At 42.8% G+C, this 19,112-nt stretch carries 20 protein-coding genes; 8 read left to right on the plus strand and 12 right to left on the minus strand.

Annotated elements, in window-relative coordinates:
• Window positions 1-100 precede the first annotated feature (100 nt).
• Entirely contained in the window at window positions 101-970 is an 870-nt protein-coding gene (locus R1T43_RS08980; RefSeq protein WP_317355162.1) for a DUF2989 domain-containing protein, read from the minus strand.
• A 147-nt stretch (window positions 971-1,117) separates the two neighbouring features.
• Between R1T43_RS08980 and R1T43_RS08985 the strand changes: the two genes are divergently transcribed.
• From R1T43_RS08985 to R1T43_RS09015, 7 genes are all read left to right on the plus strand, one after another.
• Window positions 1,118-2,563, plus strand: a complete 1,446-nt coding sequence (locus tag R1T43_RS08985) for a glyceraldehyde-3-phosphate dehydrogenase (RefSeq protein WP_211071330.1) — start codon at window positions 1,118-1,120, stop codon at window positions 2,561-2,563.
• A gap of 158 nt (window positions 2,564-2,721) precedes the next feature.
• The gene (locus R1T43_RS08990; RefSeq protein ID WP_317355166.1) at window positions 2,722-3,852 is read left to right on the plus strand and encodes a M14-type cytosolic carboxypeptidase; all 1,131 of its coding nucleotides are present in this window, start codon (window positions 2,722-2,724) and stop codon (window positions 3,850-3,852) included.
• A gap of 101 nt (window positions 3,853-3,953) precedes the next feature.
• Entirely contained in the window at window positions 3,954-5,612 is a 1,659-nt protein-coding gene (locus tag R1T43_RS08995) for an alanine/glycine:cation symporter family protein (protein WP_211071328.1), read from the plus strand.
• A 198-nt stretch (window positions 5,613-5,810) separates the two neighbouring features.
• Window positions 5,811-6,140: a zinc ribbon domain-containing protein gene (locus R1T43_RS09000; protein WP_013783656.1), complete on the plus strand. Its 330-nt coding sequence runs from the start codon at window positions 5,811-5,813 to the stop codon at window positions 6,138-6,140.
• Window positions 6,137-6,430, plus strand: a complete 294-nt coding sequence (locus R1T43_RS09005) for a YeaC family protein (RefSeq protein ID WP_013783657.1) — start codon at window positions 6,137-6,139, stop codon at window positions 6,428-6,430. The genes R1T43_RS09000 and R1T43_RS09005 overlap by 4 nt, the downstream gene beginning before the upstream one ends.
• On the plus strand, window positions 6,420-9,416 hold the full coding sequence (locus R1T43_RS09010; protein ID WP_317355175.1) for a DUF349 domain-containing protein: 2,997 nt from the start codon (window positions 6,420-6,422) through the stop codon (window positions 9,414-9,416). The genes R1T43_RS09005 and R1T43_RS09010 overlap by 11 nt, the downstream gene beginning before the upstream one ends.
• 1 nt (window position 9,417) lies before the next feature.
• Window positions 9,418-9,633: a hypothetical protein gene (locus tag R1T43_RS09015; RefSeq protein WP_061997703.1), complete on the plus strand. Its 216-nt coding sequence runs from the start codon at window positions 9,418-9,420 to the stop codon at window positions 9,631-9,633.
• A gap of 52 nt (window positions 9,634-9,685) precedes the next feature.
• On the opposite strand, the gene R1T43_RS09020 is transcribed toward R1T43_RS09015, so the two are convergent.
• Window positions 9,686-9,880 carry a hypothetical protein gene (locus R1T43_RS09020; protein WP_211071326.1) on the minus strand — a complete coding sequence of 65 codons (195 nt, stop codon included), beginning with the start codon at window positions 9,878-9,880 and terminating at the stop codon, window positions 9,686-9,688.
• Window positions 9,881-9,943: 63 nt separating this feature from the next.
• Window positions 9,944-10,120 (minus strand): DUF1328 domain-containing protein, encoded by a 177-nt coding sequence (locus R1T43_RS09025; protein WP_041452796.1) that lies wholly within the window; start codon window positions 10,118-10,120, stop codon window positions 9,944-9,946.
• A gap of 256 nt (window positions 10,121-10,376) precedes the next feature.
• Between R1T43_RS09025 and yfbR the strand changes: the two genes are divergently transcribed.
• Window positions 10,377-11,036, plus strand: a complete 660-nt coding sequence (yfbR, locus tag R1T43_RS09030) for a 5'-deoxynucleotidase (RefSeq protein ID WP_211071325.1) — start codon at window positions 10,377-10,379, stop codon at window positions 11,034-11,036.
• 73 nt (window positions 11,037-11,109) lie between these two features.
• On the opposite strand, the gene R1T43_RS09035 is transcribed toward yfbR, so the two are convergent.
• The 9 genes from R1T43_RS09035 to R1T43_RS09075 all read right to left on the minus strand — a co-directional run bounded on the left by R1T43_RS09035 (window position 11,110) and on the right by R1T43_RS09075 (window position 18,764).
• Window positions 11,110-11,661, minus strand: a complete 552-nt coding sequence (locus tag R1T43_RS09035) for a CC0125/CC1285 family lipoprotein (RefSeq protein ID WP_317355184.1) — start codon at window positions 11,659-11,661, stop codon at window positions 11,110-11,112.
• Between the two features lie 30 nt (window positions 11,662-11,691).
• On the minus strand, window positions 11,692-11,949 hold the full coding sequence (locus R1T43_RS09040) for a hypothetical protein (RefSeq protein WP_317355186.1): 258 nt from the start codon (window positions 11,947-11,949) through the stop codon (window positions 11,692-11,694).
• A gap of 55 nt (window positions 11,950-12,004) precedes the next feature.
• Entirely contained in the window at window positions 12,005-12,508 is a 504-nt protein-coding gene (locus R1T43_RS09045; RefSeq protein ID WP_317355189.1) for a hypothetical protein, read from the minus strand.
• A 3-nt stretch (window positions 12,509-12,511) separates the two neighbouring features.
• Window positions 12,512-12,829: a DUF883 domain-containing protein gene (locus R1T43_RS09050; protein WP_317355192.1), complete on the minus strand. Its 318-nt coding sequence runs from the start codon at window positions 12,827-12,829 to the stop codon at window positions 12,512-12,514.
• A 254-nt stretch (window positions 12,830-13,083) separates the two neighbouring features.
• Entirely contained in the window at window positions 13,084-15,069 is a 1,986-nt protein-coding gene (locus tag R1T43_RS09055; RefSeq protein WP_317355195.1) for a response regulator, read from the minus strand.
• 159 nt (window positions 15,070-15,228) lie between these two features.
• On the minus strand, window positions 15,229-15,681 hold the full coding sequence (locus R1T43_RS09060; protein WP_317355198.1) for a response regulator: 453 nt from the start codon (window positions 15,679-15,681) through the stop codon (window positions 15,229-15,231).
• Window positions 15,671-17,185, minus strand: coding sequence for a sensor histidine kinase (locus R1T43_RS09065; protein ID WP_317355201.1), 1,515 nt, complete (start codon window positions 17,183-17,185; stop codon window positions 15,671-15,673). The genes R1T43_RS09060 and R1T43_RS09065 overlap by 11 nt, the downstream gene beginning before the upstream one ends.
• A gap of 4 nt (window positions 17,186-17,189) precedes the next feature.
• Complete coding sequence (locus R1T43_RS09070; RefSeq protein ID WP_057791242.1) at window positions 17,190-17,414, minus strand: hypothetical protein; 225 nt, start codon at window positions 17,412-17,414, stop codon at window positions 17,190-17,192.
• A gap of 18 nt (window positions 17,415-17,432) precedes the next feature.
• A complete protein-coding gene (locus R1T43_RS09075; protein ID WP_126873401.1) occupies window positions 17,433-18,764 on the minus strand; it encodes a sigma-54-dependent transcriptional regulator in 1,332 nt (443 codons plus the stop codon).
• Window positions 18,765-19,112: the final 348 nt, after the last annotated feature.

Consider the following 19,112-nt stretch of genomic DNA (forward strand, 5'->3'; position numbering starts at 1 on the left):
TGCCTTGATGTTAGAAATAAAAAAATCCGCCTTTATTTGGCGGATTTTTTCTTTTTTTAACACTTATTTTATGCGAAAAAAATGTAATTCATTTTCATTATCACAGCCTATTTAGCTTAAGTGCACTTGCATCGAACTGGCTATTATCAAGAGCAGAGACTATTTCACTCACTACGCTGTCTAAAATATCAATCGGTAAATTAAACTTTTGACCGATTGATTCCCGTCTAGCTGAGGGGATTTTTTCGTCAAAGTATTCACTTACGCCTAGCCATACATAAGCCATTCTGTAGTTTTCTTTATCCATGCCTAACGACACCAATGAGAGGTAAACCGCACTGTCTATATCATCTGCATCCTTGTATAGGCTTAGCGCTTTATACAAGGTATCGATAGTGCGCTCAGGATCGGTTTTAATTTGCGCCGAGGCCAAAGAGATGAGCAATTCAGGATCTTTAACTTTGTTACTCGCGGCATAGCGCTCAAACCGGTGAAATGCCTCTTTATCATTGTGACGAGACCAATGGTAGTAAGAAAGGTAAGGGTCGAGGGAACGTTTCGTTTCACGGGCTAATCGAGTAAGTTCGCGTTGAGCAGTCATTACTCCCTTAAGGCGGGTGGCTTCTTTGCCTTTACGTTTCACGTGTTCAATATGCTGAACTTCTTCCACACACACTAAGTAATCTTCAAATGCTAATAATAATGGGTATTTGAATGCTTCTGAGGTGTCTGCTTGGTGATTGTATCTCAACCTTATAATATCAGCACGTTCATGACGACAACGTGCATCTAGGCTCAAATCTAAACACATCTCACTGTGGGTTTCGCAAATTTCACTAATAGTCGGTTCGAACCAATCGCTACATCCAGACAACATGACGATCATCGATAGCGTGGCAATAACATTTTTATAACCTGTTGGAAAATTACTAAATAAAGTGCCTAGAACTGGCGAATTTTGTGATTTCATGAAATTTATCAACAATTTGGTCATCCTTGTTTGTTTCTTTAAGATACTGCTCGTCACCGTCAGACGAAATCTTCACCTAGTGTACCCTAAAATATTAAAAAACTGACGTGTCACATACCGTTAATTTACGTCGATAAAGGCAAAAACATGAACCAACAGTTTGAGCAGGAATTACAAAGCAGCTGGCAAGAGCGTCAGGAATACGCGGAAATGATGTTGCCCCTTATCGGTAAGCTATACCGAAATAGCGCAGTAGAAATTTCAGTTTATGGCCGCTCTTTATTAAATGCCAGTGCGACTGATGTGATAAAAGCGCATCGCAAAGTACGCTTGCACGAGGGAGTAAAATTGCGACTTCGGGAGAGTTTCCCAATTTTACTCGCGCTAAGCGAAATGCAGATTGCCCCTGCTCAAATTGATATTGGTAAATTGGCCTTCGACTTTAATTACGGTTCGGCGGTAGACAACGACGACTTAAATGCATTTTTAAGTGAGAAGTTAGGCGACGTTATTGATAAAGAGGACGATCAGAAGCCTCAAGACGTTGTACTTTATGGCTTTGGTCGTATAGGTCGTTTATTAGCGCGTTTGCTAATAGAACGCCAAGGTAAAAACAACAAACTACGTCTACGTGCCATTGTGGTGCGTGGCGGGCGCGATGGCGATTTAGAAAAACGTGCTAGCTTGCTTCGCCGCGACTCAGTGCACGGGCCATTTAATGGCAGTATCTCTATTGATCATGAACGTAATGCATTAAAAGCAAATGGCTCATTTATTCAAGTGATTTACGCAAACAGTCCAGACGAGGTTGATTACACACAATACGGTATCGACAACGCGATTATTGTTGATAATACCGGTATTTGGCGTGACCGCGATGGTTTAGGTTTACACCTTAAAGCGAAAGGTGCGTCTAAAACCGTACTAACGGCACCAGGTAAAGGCGATATTAAAAACATCGTTCATGGGGTTAACCATGAAGAGATTACGCCAGACGATACCATTCTTTCAGCAGCAAGTTGTACTACCAATGCGATTACGCCTGTGCTTAAAGCGTTGGATGAAGAATACGGCATTGAAGACGGTCATGTTGAAACCGTGCATTCATACACCAATGATCAAAACCTCATTGATAACTATCACAAGGGTGACAGACGTGGTCGCAGTGCGCCGCTTAATATGGTTATTACCGAAACGGGTGCAGCGAAAGCGGTATCGAAAGCTTACCCTAAGCTTGCTGGCAAGCTAACCGGTAACGCTATTCGGGTGCCTACGCCGAATGTATCATTGGCTATTTTGAACCTTAACTTAACGAAAGGCACAGATAGAGTAGCAGTGAATGAATTTCTGCGTGATGCCGCACTCTTTTCTACCTTGCAACACCAAATTGATTACACGGCCAGTAAAGAGATTGTGTCTACCGACTTAGTGGGCTCTCGAGCAGCGTCAGTGGTCGATTCCCAGGCGACGATTGTAGCCGATAAACGCCTTACGCTTTATGTTTGGTACGACAATGAGTTTGGTTATAGCTGTCAGGTAATGCGTGTTATCCGTGATATGGCAGGACAAAGCTTCCCAACATTGCCGCTTTAATATTCAATTTGAATAAAAAACCGACCACCTAGGGTCGGTTTTTTATTTGTGTAAACAAAACCGTGCCTTCAAGTGGCATAAATAGCGCATTGGCACATGGTATTTGTGTTGCTGACTATGCTAAATTACCGCTCAAATAAAGAGGGAAACGACAGTTTATGCATATTTCTAGTCTATTCGACAGCGGTAATATTGAGGTGCTAAGCGCACAATCACCTGAAGACATTCGTCTTGCTATACCTAAAGATAATCAATCTGAATTTGCTCAATGGTTTCACTTTCGCTTAGTTGGCGAGTCGTTTGTTACCCATACAATGACTATTACTGACTTGGCAAAGTCAGCTTATCCAGATGGTTGGAAAGGCTACAATGTGCTTGCGTCATACGATCGCCAAACCTGGTTTCGTATTCCCAGCGAGTTTGACGGCGATAACCTCACATTCTCACTTACCCTCGAACAGCCTAGCGTTTATTTTGCTTACTTCATCCCTTATAGCTACGAAAGGCATCTTGACCTAGTGCACGATGCGCAGATGTCATTGCTATGTGAACATCGCTTTCTAGGTTTAACCCTAGATGGTCGCGATATGTCTATGCTAGTGATTGGTGAAGAGACACCGAATAAGAAAAAAGTGTGGGTTACCGCCAGACAGCATCCAGGTGAAACCATGGCCGAGTGGTGTGCAGAAGGGCTCATTTACCGTTTGCTTGATGAGCAAGACGGACTGGCGCGACAATTGCTGGATAACGCTGTGTTCTACGTCGTCCCTAACATGAATCCTGATGGTAGCGCACGCGGTCATTTACGTACCAACGCGGTAGGCACCAATTTAAACCGTGAGTGGGCAACGCCTAGTGCAGATAAAAGCCCCGAAGTGCTTTATGTGATGGACGCCATGGAAAAAATTGGCGTAGATATGTTTGTCGATTTGCACGGTGATGAAGCATTGCCGTACAATTTTGTGGCAGGCTGTGAAGGTAACCCAAGTTACTCTGACGAAATCAAAGCGTTAGAGGACACCTTTAAAGATGCATTGTTAAATGCAACGCCAGAGTTCCAAGACGAATTTGGATACGACAAGGACGCGCCAGGTGAGGGGAACCTAACCGTGGCAGCCAATGCAGTAGGTGAGAAGTTTAACTGCATGTCTTACACCGTTGAAATGCCGTTTAAGGACAACGCAGATGTACCAGATGAAATTTATGGCTGGTCTGTTCAGCGCAGCAGACAGCTTGGCGAGGATTTACTTATTGCCGTAAATGCCGTAGTAAAGAAGTTAAATGGTTAATACGTTAAATTAGCATCACAAAAAAGCCCCTTTTCAACGGGGCTTTATTAATAAATACAATAATAGAAATCATAACAACAAGATAATAAAGGGGTGATACCTTGGAAGGGTTATATAGTTTTCTCGTCATACTGGATGGTTTTTTAGGCGGCGCAGGGTGGTTTCCTTACGTATTGCTAGGTGTAGGTTTGTTCTTCACTATCTACCTTAAATTTCCTCAAATTCGTTTTTTCAAACACGCATGGCAAGTGGTAACTGGGAAGTTCGACAAAGAGAGCGATCCAGGTGATACCACCCATTTCCGCGCACTGACTACCGCGTTATCAGGTACGGTTGGTACCGGTAATATCAGTGGTGTGGCGTTCGCCATATTCTTAGGTGGTCCCGCCGCTTTGTTCTGGATGTGGGTAACTGCCTTTTTAGGTATGACTACGAAATTCGTTGAGGTAACCCTTTCTCACAAATACCGTGTGAAAACCGAAGATGGCACCATGGCGGGTGGTCCCATGTACTACATGGACAGACGCTTAAACATGAAATGGTTAGCGGTGGCGTTTGCTATTGCCACTGTAGTGAGTTCATTCGGAACAGGTAACTTGCCGCAGAGTAACGGTATTGCGCAAAGTATCGAAGCCACGTTTGGTTTTGAGCCTTGGGCAGTAGGTAGCGTGTTAGGTATTTTACTTGCGCTAGTTATCCTTGGTGGTATTCAACGTATTGCTGCCTTTACTGCGCGAGTCGTGCCGGTAATGGCGGTTATTTACCTTATTGGTGCGTTAGCGGTAATTTTTGCCAACATCGAAAATATTATTCCGTCATTCACGTCAGTAATCAAAGATGCGTTCACAGGGTCAGCAGCTGCAGGGGGCTTTTTAGGGGCGTCACTTGCGTATGCATTTAACCGTGGTGTAAACCGTGGTTTGTTCTCGAACGAAGCGGGTCAAGGTTCTGCGCCAATTGCTCATGCTGCGGCGAAAACCAAAGAGCCAGCGTCTGAAGGTATGGTGTCGCTACTTGAACCTTTCATCGATACTATCATTATCTGTACGGTGACTGGTTTGGTTATCTTGTCTTCTGGTGTATGGAAGGAGAAGCATGAAAACGTATTCGACCGTTCAGACATGTTCTTCGTTCAAGGCCAATATGATGACAGCGATCAGGCCGATGTCGATAAACTTTACGGTTACCTGAATGATGTAGAAGGTAACGAGATAAAAGCGTACACAGGTAGCATCACGGTAGTAAATGGCACTGCGGTTAGCGATGGCTTTACCTTGTTAAATTCACGCTCAGTTGCTGAAGATGTTAAATACAACATTGGTAGCGAAGACTTGTTTACCGGTACGCTTAAAATCGAAGAGGGTAAACCCGTACGAGACAACCTAGAAGTAAGCGGTAAATCATTGGTGCACTCTGCTGCACTAACGACCATTGCCTTTACACGCGGATATTTCGGTAACTTCGGCCAATACATAGTGTCTATTGGGCTTATGCTGTTTGCGTTCTCAACCGCGATTGCGTGGTCGTATTACGGTGACAGGGCGATGACTTACTTGCTCGGCCCCCGCTCGGTAATGCCATATCGTGTTATTTACGTAGCTGGCTTTGTATGGGCTGCCTTTTCCGATACCACATTGGTATGGGCACTGTCGGCAGTGGCCATTGTAGTAATGACTTTACCTAACCTATTTGGTATTGTGCTGCTCAGTAAAGAAATGAAAGAAACCGTTAATGATTACTGGTCTAGACACAAAAAATAATCGTTAGTGTGAATGTGGTGTGCAAGCCAACGTGGTAGCCTTTTAAGTTTGGCTTTCACACCACAATTTCAATTAAATTATATTAATGCTCATCTGCCTTTGAATAGGCTTTGCAATACGCATTTCAATACGTAAAATACTCACCTCTAAAACCAATGCTACCTGGTTATTTCCGCATCATTCCTACAGGAGCAAACTATGGCACTCGTTGACTGCCCATCGTGCAATAAAAAAACGTCTGACAAAGCAAAAATATGCCCGCATTGTGATTTCAAAATAGGCGATGCTTCCTCAGAAGATATTGAACGTAAGAAAAATCTACAAAAATTCAAAAAGTTACAGAGCATTCAAAATCAATCGCTTATTGCCATGATTATATTTGTGGCGGGATTCGGTTTTATGTATTGGGGCGGAACAAGACCCGGCGACTTGCAACATAATCTCGCTATTGTAGCCAGTATTGCAGGCTTCGTGTGGTATCTTGTCAACCGCGTAAGAATTGTACTTATTAAACGATTCCGTTCATGAATATAGAAGTATTACTAAATAGTATGACGCCAGAGGTGTACGAACGCCTGCGTCAATCGGTGGAAACCGGTAAATGGCTTGATGGAACACCGTTAAGTGAAGATCAGAAAGCCAGCTGTATGCAAGCAGTTATGCTGTATCAAGCAAAAATTGAGAAATCGTCGGAACATATGACGGTAAATGAAAGCGGCGAAATAGTGCATAAAAGTAAATCAGATTTTAAACGTGCACTTTCCAAGCAAGAAGATGATAACAACACTATAGCGCGGTTTAAACAGGATGATATTTAGTCGGTTCTTTGCTCCTTCTCACACCAGTCAGAATCCCGAAAAAAGATTGGAAGCCATTCAAAACCTGTCGCCGGAAAAGCCTACAGACAAAACAATTTTACATGAATTGGCATTTAACGATGCCAATGCTGATGTCAGCCTTGCAGCCCTAAGCAAATTAAATACTTTTGTATTGTGGCTTAAAATGTCACAAAGCGCGCAACATGCGAAAGTGAAAAAAATTGCTGAACGCACCGTTGAAGCCGCATTGATGGGGCAGGGTGATGTCAATATAAACGCGAATGAAAAAGCTTCATTCTTGCGCGAAAGTGCCAATGGTGAATTAATTCAGACCGTGTTGGTTAATGACGCAAAGTTGTTGGCAGACAAAAGCTTAGTAATGACATTGCTTCACAAAGTCGATAAACCTGCTTTTACTCAAACCATTTTTCTTCAACATGCAGATAACGCACTGCAACAGGCTATTTTAGCCACAATTGAAGATAGTAGTGTGCTACAAAAGCTGGAAAAGAAATGCCGAGATAATGCTATTTACGGCGCTATCGTTGCAAAACTTCAGCTATTAAAAGCCCAAGCTGAAAAGCCTATTGAGTTAATGCGACGTGTTACTTTATGTTTGTCTAAGTACCAAGCGTTGGTAGATAAATCAGACGTTGAAGATATTGATAAGCGCCAAGCTGAATTGTTAGCTGAATATAACGACTTAATGTTAGATGCATCGATATTAAGTACAGAAGAAAAGACCGCAGTAGACGCTAAGTTCGCCCGTATTAGCGAAAAAGTAACACGTCACTTATCGCGTATTCGACCTGAATGGGAAGCGCAAAAAACGGCAAAAGAAAAAGCTGATATAGAAGCCCTTTGCAAGCAGCACTTATCGCATGCCACCACGCAAGTTAATTGGCTTTATGGTGAGCGTTTATGCGAGGCTACCCTTGCTGATGTAGCGGTGGTAAATGAATCGGTACGCGCGTTAGAAGTAAGCGCAGAACACATGGCTTCATTAGGTGGCAGCAAAAAACTGCTAGACGAAGTTCGTGCTGGCATAGCGGCATTAAACAACAGTTTAGAAGCCTTTTCGATGCAGCAGCAGTACGGTCAAAAACTTCTAATTTGTTTGTCTCAAGTAGAATCTCTTGCAGAAGAGTCCCTTGCAGAAGAGTCTAAGCAGCAGGCGGCAGGTACGCCTACTGAACCAGCAACAAGTGCCCAAGACGCTAAAGAAAAAGGCGAAACAGAACAAACGACTGACGTGTTAGAAGCTGCAAGCACTGATGCAACTGAAAGTGCTTCTGTTGAAGGCGAAGCTGTTCAAGCCAAAGTCGGTCAAGCCAAAGCCGCTCAAGACAGCAACGTTAGCCAGAAAGCGCCAGAATCGATTGAGGCTGAATTTAAAGCGTTAAGTGAAAAGTATCACGATTTACGCAATGAACTCATTGCAGTACCAAGCGCCCTTAATAAGCGCTGGCATGCAGCTTCCCGTGTTTTCAATCAGAAAAAACAAGCTAAAAAAGCAGAGGTAGACCACGCGCTTCGCCAGTGTAGAAAACAAATCAGTGTGGTTGATAACTTGATTGCCCAAGGTAAATACCGCGCGGCTATTACCAAGTTTGAAAAGCTATCTGCAAGCTTCGAATCTGTGCCTGAGAATGTGAAAAAACAATTGGCTAAGCGTTTTGAGAAAACCGCTGAAGATATTGCTCACCTTGAAGGCTGGCAAGATTATATCGCGGCGCCTAGAAAACCTGCACTGGTAGAAGAAGCGCAGGCGTTAGCGGCAACCCCTGTTGAAGATATTAAACAGCGCGGTGAAGCTATTCGTTATTTACGACAGCAGTGGCTTTCGTTAGGCGCTGGCAGCGACGATGACACACTACAACGTGCTTTCGATGCGGCATTAGAACTTGCATTTCAACCGTGTCGCGAACATTACGCAGCATTAGATGCCGAGCGTGAGAAAGCGCTTAAAGCTCGTCAGGCATTAATTGAGCAAGTTGCTGCCATCGATTTGTCACAAGACGAAACGTTGTTGGCTAAAGTGTTCGATAGAACCGTTAAACAATGGCATGAATGTGGCCAAGTTGAAAAGCGTGATTACGAGTCGTTAAAGCAACGTTGGAATAAAACCATTAGCCCGCTGCAAACGAAAGTGAACCAGTGGCATGGGATGAATAAAAAAGCGAAGCAGGAACTCGTTGCTAAAGCATCAGCGCTGTCAGCACAAGAGGATATTGCTAGTGCCACTGAAACAGCGCAGCAGTTGCAACACGATTGGAAAGCCATAGGCCATGCCGGTAAGCGTGATGAAAGCCGATTGTGGCGTGAGTTCCGCCTAGCAAATGATGCATTGTTTGGACGCTTAAAAGAGCAGCGTAAGGCACAGTCATCTGCATTTAATGAAACCTTTAATACCCTTTTTACTCAATTAAATGCTATTGACTCGGAATCTGATGAATCGGCGATTGCTACTTCAATTCAGGATATTGAAACACGTGCGAAAGATTTGCCTGGTGCAATGCGTGCAAAACTCGATAAGAAAATAACCGGTATTCAAAAGCAGCAGCAAACACGCGCTCAGCAGCGCCACGTTCGTAAAGTACAACAGCGGGCTCAATCGGTTATTTCAGTGTTAAGTGAAAGTTTGCGGGCAGGCGACTTTACTAGTATCAGTGATGATGACGCTGACCTGCTAGGAAAGCGTTGGAAGTCTGCGCTGTCTAAACCTACACCTGTGCAACAAAGTCGTCATTGGCTAACCGTTGCGTTGGAAGCCGCTACTGATATACCCAGCCCCCAGAGCGATAGCAGTATGCGAACCAATGTACAGCTAACCATGATGACGGCGAAACTTGAGAAAGGCGAGAGCCTATCTCCTGCGCAGTTGTTGGAAGATTGGATTGCGCATGGGAAAGTTGATGACCAAGAAACGCATTTACTTGAACGAGTAGTGAATGTATTGGATAACAATCCAGAGGTGGTTGCTTAAAATGAAAAGCCAAGTTGAATTTGGTTTTGCCAGTGAGATGACGGCATATCGTTTTATCAACACGGTTAAACATATGGATGTTGATTCACTTGTCGTGAAGTTTGGACGCAGTGATCGTCACGTGTTGGTATCTTACCGTTACGCGGTAGCTGAGTTTGATAGAACGTTATCAGAGTTAGACGATTTAGCGCGAGAGCTTGGCGGGGAAGAAGTATAAAAAAAAAGCTGATGGACAAAGTCCATCAGCTTTTTTCATGATAAAGCGTGAATTAACAATCTTTATCTTCGGCGTTTGCGCCTTCTTTAACATCTTCACAAGCATCTTCTACTGCGTTGCCTGCATCTGTTACAATTTCGTCTAGCTCTTCGCCTGCATCTTCTGCGTTGTTATCGCCGCATGCGGCAAGTGTTAGTGCGAATGTACCAGCTGCTAAAAGTTTTAATAATGATTTCTGTGAGATCATGTCCGTTCTCCTGTTTCCTAAAAGTATCTTAAAGATTTAAAAATATCTAAAAGCGTAATAAATTTATGCTCGTGGTGACCGACCGCGTAAGGCATTCGCGACTAGTGAAATGACTAGTAAGGCGATGAACACAAAAAATAAAAATTGTGCGATACCTGTTGCTGCACCTGCGATGCCGCCAAAACCAAAAACTGCTGCAATAATGGCGATAATGAAAAAAGTAATTGCCCAACCTAACATAGCTAAATCCTCTTTTTGCTCCGTTACTGACATAGATACTAATGCGAACTCCGTGCCTAAATGTTAAGCTTATGATTTAATACGTTTTATTTTTTATTTGTGCTACTTTAGGCTAGTAATTTCTTTGTGGGATAAACAAGGTTTACAGAGCATTTGCACTTTTTACATAGCTAAAGCAGGTAGGAAGCAAAGAAGCATTCACGATTTGCAGATGCTACTATCACTTTTTAACTCTCGTTATACTAAAGGGCGCGAAATGGCAAAAACTCACTCCGCATTTATAGGTTTAATGCAACGGGCAAGAAATGTGAAACGATGGCCTTTAATGGCACAGTTTCAAGAGGAGATGTTGTCTACACACATCTACGAAGCCTCTATGGTAGCGCATATGCTAGGCGCAATAGCCGCGGATGTGTTTAACGAAGATGTCGACCCTGACCGAGTTGCTGCTATGGCTATATTTCATGAAGGTAGCGAAATTGCGGGTATGAGTGATATTCCAAGCCCTGTGAAATATCACGACCCTGAAACTACTGCTGCTATTAAGAAGCTCGAGCGCAGGTTTGAGGCTATGCTGATACAAACCTTGCCTGAGCCGCTACAGAAGCGTTACCAGCCTTTAATAGAACAAGATAAAGATGACATTCACGTGCGTCTTGCTAAGGCGGCTGATGTTTTATGTGCGTATCTTAAGTGTGATTATGAGTTGTCGAAATCCAACTCAGAATTTTCAAATGCTATGTATGAAATGGAAGTGCAATTGCAACAGTACCGAGAACGATTTCAGTCAGTAGAATATTTTTGTAAAGTTTTCTTAGAAGATGCCAATGCGACGTTAGATGAACAAACAAAAGATCTGGATTGGGTCGAACGTGCTAATACATTACATTTAGACTCCGAAAAAAGTAATAAATAGTATTGCATGTTGAAAATAGAAAGACCGCCAAATGGCGGTCGTTTAACTACACAATATTTGTCAGCTGAAACGCTTATTTAGCGTTGTCAGCCTGATTTGCCAAAATTTCCTGAACAGACATCGCGTTTTTCCCTAAGCTAGCTTTGGTATTGTTCATTCTTACCAAGATAGAAAAGTAAACATCATTAATTTGAGTCTGCGTAACGGTATTTTGTCCCTGGCCTGGTGCAGGTTGTGCCACTTCTGTACATCCTGACATGGTACATTGCTGGTTAGTTGCAAACGGTTGGGGTTTATCCGTGCTGTGAGTTACCGCTCTGGCCATAACAGGTTTTTTATCAACATCGGTTTTAACAATTGCCAACCATTCGTAGTTTTGTTTGTTTGCGAGTTCAGCTGCTCGGCGCAATGCGAATTGCTGAATGACATCGGCAGGGGTTCGGTCAGTAGCTTTAAATAAAACTCGGTATTCATTGTCGGTTAGCTGAACGCTTGAGTAACCGTAACCTTCTTTAGTCACCGCAGATTTGTACGGCGTAGGGGAAGCTATAGGTGTAGTAGTGCACGCGGTAAAAAACACACTGCATGCTAGAGCCGCTATTTTCATTTTTATTGGAAGGCGCATGATAATTCCTAGTATTAAATTTGGTTACTATTATCTTAGAAATGAGAGCGCGGTGGTGCGCACAAAAGTCATAATAGCTTGATTTCTTTTGCTCTTGGGGGCATCAGTATTAATGCCCTTGTAAGCTCCAGCAGCAATAATACCTAATAATACTTCAGGTTTGCCCATAAGCAGCCGACAATCTCGTTTCGCTTCTTCAAGTGATGCTTCTGCGTGATGTTTTTGTGCTAAGTAGTTATGCTGGCACTGTCTAATGTCTTCCAAGTTCTTCTTCAGAAAAATATTCATGATAAGTGCTCCATAGTTGTACGCTGTCGAACGGCAATCCCGTAGTTAAGTGTCGCTACTTCATTAAAGATTGCATTAACGTTGCGAGCCGTTTTAGGTTGATAAAGCGAAACGCACTTTGTGCATACATAAATGCGATGACGCTTAATACACTATTTACGAGTAACAATATAATCATAATAAGAAGTGCCGGCATGCCAGCATGATGCATAGCCAATCCTATACATGAATTGAGTAAAATCCAGCAAAAGCCACCTAATGCAAATGCAGTAAGTGCACCAAATATGGTAACAAAAATAGATTTAGTAATGAGTTGAAGTTCGGCGTTAACCAAGTCAACTAATGCAAAACCTTGATATTTTTTCTGGGTGAAAAGTGCCTTTAGTGAACTAAATGCTTCTTCAAACGAAATGTCTGGGGGAGTGGCGGTAGACGAAGTGCCGGATATGTCTGACTGGTCAGTGCGAAATGTCGCCTGACTTCTCGGAGAAGTCAGGCGAAACGGATTTTCGCTGCTCAGCGTGTATGTGGCATTACGAAAATCTGGTAAAGGCTGCATGCTTTATTTCTTGCGAAACAATGAAGTAACTAACATACCTGCTGCGAATGCCATACCAGCAGTTGCTAATGGGTTTTCGATAGCATACTTACGTACACCAGAAGATTGCCATTTTTGCTCAGCTAAACGTTTTCGTTCAGACATATTGTCGGCAGAGCGACTTGCAGTATTTCGAATATTGTCCTCAGCTACGGCTGCACTATCGGCCAGTTTATCAACTGACGAATGAAGTGTTTCTTTTAACTGATCCGTGACTGGGTGACTAGGCTCGGTTACGCTATTCGCTTTCGCTGTTTTTGGCGTAGTAGTTTGTGTTGCCATAGTACTCTCCTTAAGTTTGCTAGATTGCACATAAGAAGTTGCAACGGTTGTACCAATATTGCAATTTGTTTAGGCTGCTGTTTTTAAAGGTTTTTATTCTTTCCTTAGCGTTGAAGTTAATTCTAAAGTTAAATTCAACGTAAGAGTTTCAAGGTAGGCCGTGTAATTATTTCGTAATTATTTCATGGTGAACAAACTGGGTGGCGTAAAAAGTTAGCAATTTATGGTAACTAACTTAGCCTGGTGGCGTCTTGTTAAGACACCACACTAATTAAATCTTCTTTACTAACAGGCTTTAGAAGTGACTGACTCACGCCTAAATGCTTCATAGTATCTTTATCCGGCTCGTTGCCACTCACAATAACCAGTTTCGCTTTAGGTTGAATTTGATTCAACTCGGCGGCTAGGTCATATCCATGGTAATCAGGAAGCGTTAAATCCATCAATACATGGTCAAATACCACTTCGTTCATACGCTCGATAGCATCCGCGCCCGTATTTGCCGTAATGACATCATGGCCTTGATGAACTAAAAATAATTGCAATAACTCTGCAGCATCCTCATCATCTTCTATTACTAATACTTTCTTTGAAGTCGGTTGAGGTTGAGTGCATTGGGTGACTGTTTTAACGGTTTCTATTTTTGACACGGCTGGTCCTTGAGAGCGCACCAAATATTGGTCGAGCACTTCAGTAAGCGCTGCTCGTTCAATAGGTTTACCAATAACATTATTAAATCCGTCATCCATTAAAGACTGTTTTAATCCTTTACGGCTAGCGGCTGTGACGGCCACAACAGGTACGTTGCTCTTGTGTCGCCTAATTGCATGAAGCGCTTCAATGCCATTCATTACAGGCATATGGATGTCCATTAACACTAAATGAAAGGGGTCGTTATCTTCTTCGGCTTGTAGTACTGCCTCTAACGCTTTAACCCCGTTTTCAGCATAAGCTACAGTAGCGTGACATTGACTGACTAAATGCCCTGTTAAGCGACGAATTTCACGAATATCATCAACAATTAGTACTTTGCCGGTAACTTGTAAATCCAAATTGTTCGATTCTGTTTTGCTAGGTGGCTTAAGCGTAAGATGTGTACGACTTTGCTCACTAATATCACCAGGGTCGATGGAAAATGAAAATCGACTGCCTTTGCCAAACACGGAATCAACACTAATGCTACCACCTAGCTTAGTGACAAGCTCACGGCTTATCGCTAAACCTAATCCAGCTCCGCCATGGTTCGCGCGCATAATATCTTCGATTTGTTCGAAAGGTTGAAAAATTTTATCTAGCTTATCTGGTGGCATGCCAATACCAGTATCTTCAACAATAAAGTGTAATCGCTCATTCGTTTTGCCAGGCGCGGGTGGACGAATCTCTACTGTAACCGTAATTTTTCCGGTATCGGTAAATTTTACGGCATTGCTGACTAAATTGATTAACACCTGGCGCAAACGGGTAGGGTCAGTTTTAACCACTTCTGGAATCTTGGTTTCTGCAATAACGTCGAAAATAAGATCTTTATCTTTGGCGGCCAATCGCATCAATGAGTGAATATCAGTGAGGAAAGGGCTTAAATGTACCTCTTTGATATTCAGCTCAAGTTTGTCTGCCATAATGCGAGACATATCCAACAAATCATTTAACAAGCTTAGTAAATGTTTTCCGTTGGAATGAATAATAGAAAGCTCTTGCGCGAGAGGATCATTACCTTTGTCGTCTAATAGTAGTTCTGTATAACCTAGAATAGACGTAAGCGGGGTGCGAAGTTCGTGACCTAAGTGGGCCAAAAACTTATCTTTCGCTTTATTTTGCTGTTCAACTTTATGTCTTTCTAATCGTTCGTTTTCTATCTCTCGTCGAACCATGGCGTAACGAATGGTTCGCATGAAACGTGGCGACTCAATTTCTGTTTTTTGTAGGTAATCGGCTGCACCTGCTCGCATTACCAATTCGTCAACTTGAGAGTCTGACTGACCAGTTAGAATAACAACAGGGAGGTTGAACTGATTCGATTTTAGTACTTCCAACACATCTACTGCGTTTTCAGCACCTAGCAAATAATCGAGTAAGCACAAGTCGAAATTTCGACGCTGTAACGCGTCTATGGCGTCAGCACTGTTGGTTACCCAGGTAAGCTGGAAACGGGGTTCTTCACATTGAAGTAAATAATCCGATGTTAGGAAATAATCATCTTCGTCATCTTCAATCAGTAAAACCCGGATAACTTCGGTCACTGTGCGCTCCATAAAACATTTAGCCGTAAAACTTAGCGCTGAATAACCAGCACTTTAAAACATTACGGCCCTAATAATTAGCGCCGTACAACTTGAGTAACACTTTATTGAGCCCATCAATATTGACTCATAACACGTTAAATCGGATGAAAAGGGCGATTAATCGTGGGGCAATTCTACAAACTCAATCCAGTAGCGACCTAGCGCGCGCATAAGCTCGACAAGTCCCTCGAAATTCACAGGTTTGGTGATATAGGAAGCACAGCCTAAATCGTATCCGCGAAGCATGTCTTCTTCTTCTTTGGAGGTAGTAAGAATGACTACTGGGATCCCACGTAGTTTAGGGTCAGTTTTCAATTCTTGCAGCGCTTCTCTGCCGTCTTTACGTGGCATGTTAAGGTCTAACAGAATTAAGCTAGGGCGGGGGAATTTGCTGGCATCTGTGTATTTGCCTTCATGACGTAAAAATTCGAGTAATTCCACGCCATCTTCAACACAAAATAAGTTGTTTAACACACGGCTTTCTTTCAGTGCGTCTACGGTTAATAGACGATCGTCCTCATCGTCATCTGCCATAAGGATATTAATAGGTTGGGATTGTTTACGCGTCATGTGTGGTATCTCCATTATTATTTAGAGAGCCAAATGGCTCGCTGTTTGTTGGCAGAAGGATAGTAAAGGTTGCGCCTTCTCCTGGCGAGCTTTTTGCCGAAATTTGACCATTGTGCCGCTCAACAATGCGTCGACATACCGCTAGTCCGATCCCCGTTCCTTTATATTCGCTTCTTCCGTGTAAGCGTTGAAAGGGGGCAAAAATCTTTTCTGCAAAACCTTGCTCAAAACCAATACCGTTGTCTGAGATTTGAATTTTAATCCAGTCATATTCATCAGCTAACAATATGTCTTTCATGTCAGAATCACTAGGCGGGGTAGCGGTAATTTCAATAAGGGGTTCTTTGTCGGCGGTTTGAAATTTTAGCGCGTTAGACAGCAAGTTTAGAAACAGCTGATCAATTTGTGATTTGTCTGCGCGAATAGTCGGAATGTCCTGCACAATCACTTTGGCGCCTTTTTCTTCAATAGCTATTTCTAAGTCGCCTAACACGCCATCGATAACCTCACTAACGTTTACCTGTTCAAAATCTTTACCCCGTGTAGACACGCGAGAAAAAGACAAAAGATCAGATATCAACATAGACATACGCTCTGCCGCATTAAGCATACGGGCGAGAAAGTCTTGCCCACGTTCGTCCATTACATCTTTATAGCCCGAGTCTAATCGATTACCAAAGGCGCGAATTTTCCGAAGTGGCTCTTGCAGATCGTGAGACGCTACAAAAGCAAAATCCTCGAGTTCTCGGTTACTGCGGGCTAACTCATCTGAATAAATACGTAATTCTTGGGTTCGTTCTGAAATTTTATGCTCTAGGTCTTCATTAACATCTACAAGCGTATCTTTGTGTTTTTCATTTTCTCGAATGTTGGCTTTTAACAACAAGAAAATCGAGATAATAAGAAACAGGGTGGTACCTGAAGAAATTAATAAAGTATTCACTGAGTCACGTCTTAGCTTCATTAAACTGGCTAAGTGCGTACCTTGAATATCCCTTTCAGAGGAATCGATGCGCTCGAACATATTTTCGAAGTCGTTGTATAAATCTAGACCTCTGTCACTTTCAAGCAACGTGAAGGCTTGCTCTATATCACCTACTCTTACTAGCTCTACAATTCGCACCATACCGTTAATTTTAACGCGAGTAAGGGCGAGTAGCTTTTCTATCCGCTCTGATTGTTCCGGCAAATCAGACGCCAAAGCACTCACTTCAACTTCATCAGCAAGGGCAGTAAAGTTATTCAGTGTTTGTGTGTACTCCTCCAGATAAGCTTCATCTTCAGTAAGAAGGAAACCACGTTGACCTGATTCGGCGCGCAAAACGGCCACGTGCAGCTTGTTTACTGCACTTATTACGCGACTGGTGGTAAACAAGCGCGCTTCTAGGGCCGATAAGTCATCAAGGGTTTGCACCACATAAAATGAATTCGCAGTAATAATAGCAATCACGAATACCACCATGATTACCCAGCTGTATAGCGAAGACAAAACTTTGTTTAGCATTACATCAATCCAATAATGTGTCGCCAAAATCTGAAGTCATTTCAGAAAGGGAGTCACTGCAGTCTTTAGCACTGGAAATTATTTTATCCAATGCTGCCATCGCTTTTTGGGCGGGAACTTCACCATTAAGCGCCATTTTTACCAATTCAGCTTGCATCGAAATGCGATTCAGCGGTTTGCGTGCATCGTGTACATAGGTGCTCAATCGGGCAAACTCATCTTCAGTCATAACTTTTGTCCTGCCTTACTAGTCTTCTTTGACCAAATCGCCATATGCGTGAAGTCGGTTGTATAGGGTCTTGGTACTTATGCCCAGCATGTCAGCGGCCATGGTTTTATTCCCATTAACCTTCTCAAGCGTGGCATAAATAAGTTCCTTTTCAACATCTTCAATAGTACGTCCTGCTTGAAGTGCTGGTGCTGTACTTTGTTTTTTAGCAAAAGGCGATTCAATCGTTTTAGGAAGCTCTATGACCTGTTTTGTCGGGTCGCTCATAATAGCAGCACGATGAACAAAGTGGCGTAATTCACGAACATTACCTGGCCAATCGTAGGCTTGTAACGTGTTTAGCTGACTTTCTTGCCAACTAAATTTAGAGCCATTATCTTTATTAAACTCTTCAATAAAGGTTTTTGCTAATAAAGGAATATCTTCTTTGCGTTCGCGCAAAGTGGGTATGGTGATTGGAAACACCGCAAGTCTGAAATAGATATCTTCACGCAGCACTTTGCTTTGTGCTATTTCTTCCATGGTTCGGTTGGTCGCTGACACTACGCGGCAGTTAACCGGAATAGTTTTAGTACCGCCAACACGGATAACCACTTTGTTTTCCAATACGCGCAGTAAGTTTGGCTGCATGTCGATAGGCATTTCAGTGATTTCATCTAAGAACAAACATCCGCCCTCAGCTTGTTCGAAAACACCTTCTTTACGGCCAACAGCGCCTGTAAATGCGCCTTTCTCGTGGCCAAATAATTCACTACCAATCAATTCTTTTGAAAAGGCACCGCAGTTAGTCACTACGTAAGGGCCTTCACTTTGTGAAGCGCGGTGAATGGCGGCTGCAACTACCTCTTTCCCTACACCACTTTCGCCAAGTAGCATAACGTTCGCACTTGTTCTGCTTACTCGTTCAATTAATTTGTAGAGTTCTCTCATTGGCGCAGATTCGCCAATAAGCAAGTCGAAATGCTTTTCGATTTTTTCGCTGGTATCTTCAGCAACTTTAGGTTTCCCCGTTAATACTGCTTCAATGTCTTCACGTTGAATAGGCTTAACAAGGTAATCAATATTGGGGCCGCATAAACCTTTAATGACACCCTTTACCGATGGGTGCCCAGTAATAAGGGTAATGCGTGGACGTTTGGGAAGTGCGTTAAGTTCATCGAACAAGTGTGCACCGCTGCCATCAGGCAACATGAAATCAAGTAATATATGATCAAAGGTTTCTTTCTTTAACCAGTCTCTCGCTTCACCTAATGTGGCAGCAGTTAGGACTTCGTGACCGAGAAACTCAATAATAGTGCAGGCCACCTCGGTAAACTCGGCATCATCATCTACAAGCAAAACAGTTAACACTTGAATATCCCTTTTTTATTGACCAACCACTTCCTGATAGCTTGTCTCAGCACATTGGGTGGGTAAGTTGACCAGATTTTATAATTATTTGTGCATTATTACATTCAAACGTAGACGTTGTCGCATTCATACTCAACTTTGGTTGAATAAGGCAGCAATATCTTGGGGCTGACCTCAAGATGCGATCCTCGCATCATGTAAAAGAGGGCTAGCTAAATATAATCCACACACTGACATATCTTTAGCTGATAAAGCACATATTGTGCCGATTGCTACCAGAAAAGCGCAAATTTGAACGCTGACCCACTTCAGTGGCACAGTTATCGCATTATTAATCTCATAGTAGCT

Source organism: Alteromonas sp. CI.11.F.A3, assembly GCF_032925565.1.
In the GTDB taxonomy this organism is placed as follows: domain Bacteria; phylum Pseudomonadota; class Gammaproteobacteria; order Enterobacterales; family Alteromonadaceae; genus Alteromonas.

What these genes read in the sequence shown, in the direction of transcription:
- R1T43_RS08980 (WP_317355162.1), bottom strand. Translation starts at nt 970, where the DNA reads ATGAAATCACAAAATTCGCCAGTTCTAGGCACTTTATTTAGTAATTTT.
- R1T43_RS08985 (WP_211071330.1), top strand. Translation starts at nt 1,118, where the DNA reads ATGAACCAACAGTTTGAGCAGGAATTACAAAGCAGCTGGCAAGAGCGT.
- R1T43_RS08990 (WP_317355166.1), top strand. Translation starts at nt 2,722, where the DNA reads ATGCATATTTCTAGTCTATTCGACAGCGGTAATATTGAGGTGCTAAGC.
- R1T43_RS09000 (WP_013783656.1), top strand. Translation starts at nt 5,811, where the DNA reads ATGGCACTCGTTGACTGCCCATCGTGCAATAAAAAAACGTCTGACAAA.
- R1T43_RS09005 (WP_013783657.1), top strand. Translation starts at nt 6,137, where the DNA reads ATGAATATAGAAGTATTACTAAATAGTATGACGCCAGAGGTGTACGAA.
- R1T43_RS09010 (WP_317355175.1), top strand. Translation starts at nt 6,420, where the DNA reads ATGATATTTAGTCGGTTCTTTGCTCCTTCTCACACCAGTCAGAATCCC.
- R1T43_RS09015 (WP_061997703.1), top strand. Translation starts at nt 9,418, where the DNA reads ATGAAAAGCCAAGTTGAATTTGGTTTTGCCAGTGAGATGACGGCATAT.
- R1T43_RS09020 (WP_211071326.1), bottom strand. Translation starts at nt 9,880, where the DNA reads ATGATCTCACAGAAATCATTATTAAAACTTTTAGCAGCTGGTACATTC.
- R1T43_RS09025 (WP_041452796.1), bottom strand. Translation starts at nt 10,120, where the DNA reads ATGTTAGGTTGGGCAATTACTTTTTTCATTATCGCCATTATTGCAGCA.
- yfbR (WP_211071325.1), top strand. Translation starts at nt 10,377, where the DNA reads ATGGCAAAAACTCACTCCGCATTTATAGGTTTAATGCAACGGGCAAGA.
- R1T43_RS09035 (WP_317355184.1), bottom strand. Translation starts at nt 11,661, where the DNA reads ATGCGCCTTCCAATAAAAATGAAAATAGCGGCTCTAGCATGCAGTGTG.
- R1T43_RS09040 (WP_317355186.1), bottom strand. Translation starts at nt 11,949, where the DNA reads ATGAATATTTTTCTGAAGAAGAACTTGGAAGACATTAGACAGTGCCAG.
- R1T43_RS09045 (WP_317355189.1), bottom strand. Translation starts at nt 12,508, where the DNA reads ATGCAGCCTTTACCAGATTTTCGTAATGCCACATACACGCTGAGCAGC.
- R1T43_RS09050 (WP_317355192.1), bottom strand. Translation starts at nt 12,829, where the DNA reads ATGGCAACACAAACTACTACGCCAAAAACAGCGAAAGCGAATAGCGTA.
- R1T43_RS09060 (WP_317355198.1), bottom strand. Translation starts at nt 15,681, where the DNA reads ATGACGCGTAAACAATCCCAACCTATTAATATCCTTATGGCAGATGAC.
- R1T43_RS09065 (WP_317355201.1), bottom strand. Translation starts at nt 17,185, where the DNA reads ATGCTAAACAAAGTTTTGTCTTCGCTATACAGCTGGGTAATCATGGTG.
- R1T43_RS09070 (WP_057791242.1), bottom strand. Translation starts at nt 17,414, where the DNA reads ATGACTGAAGATGAGTTTGCCCGATTGAGCACCTATGTACACGATGCA.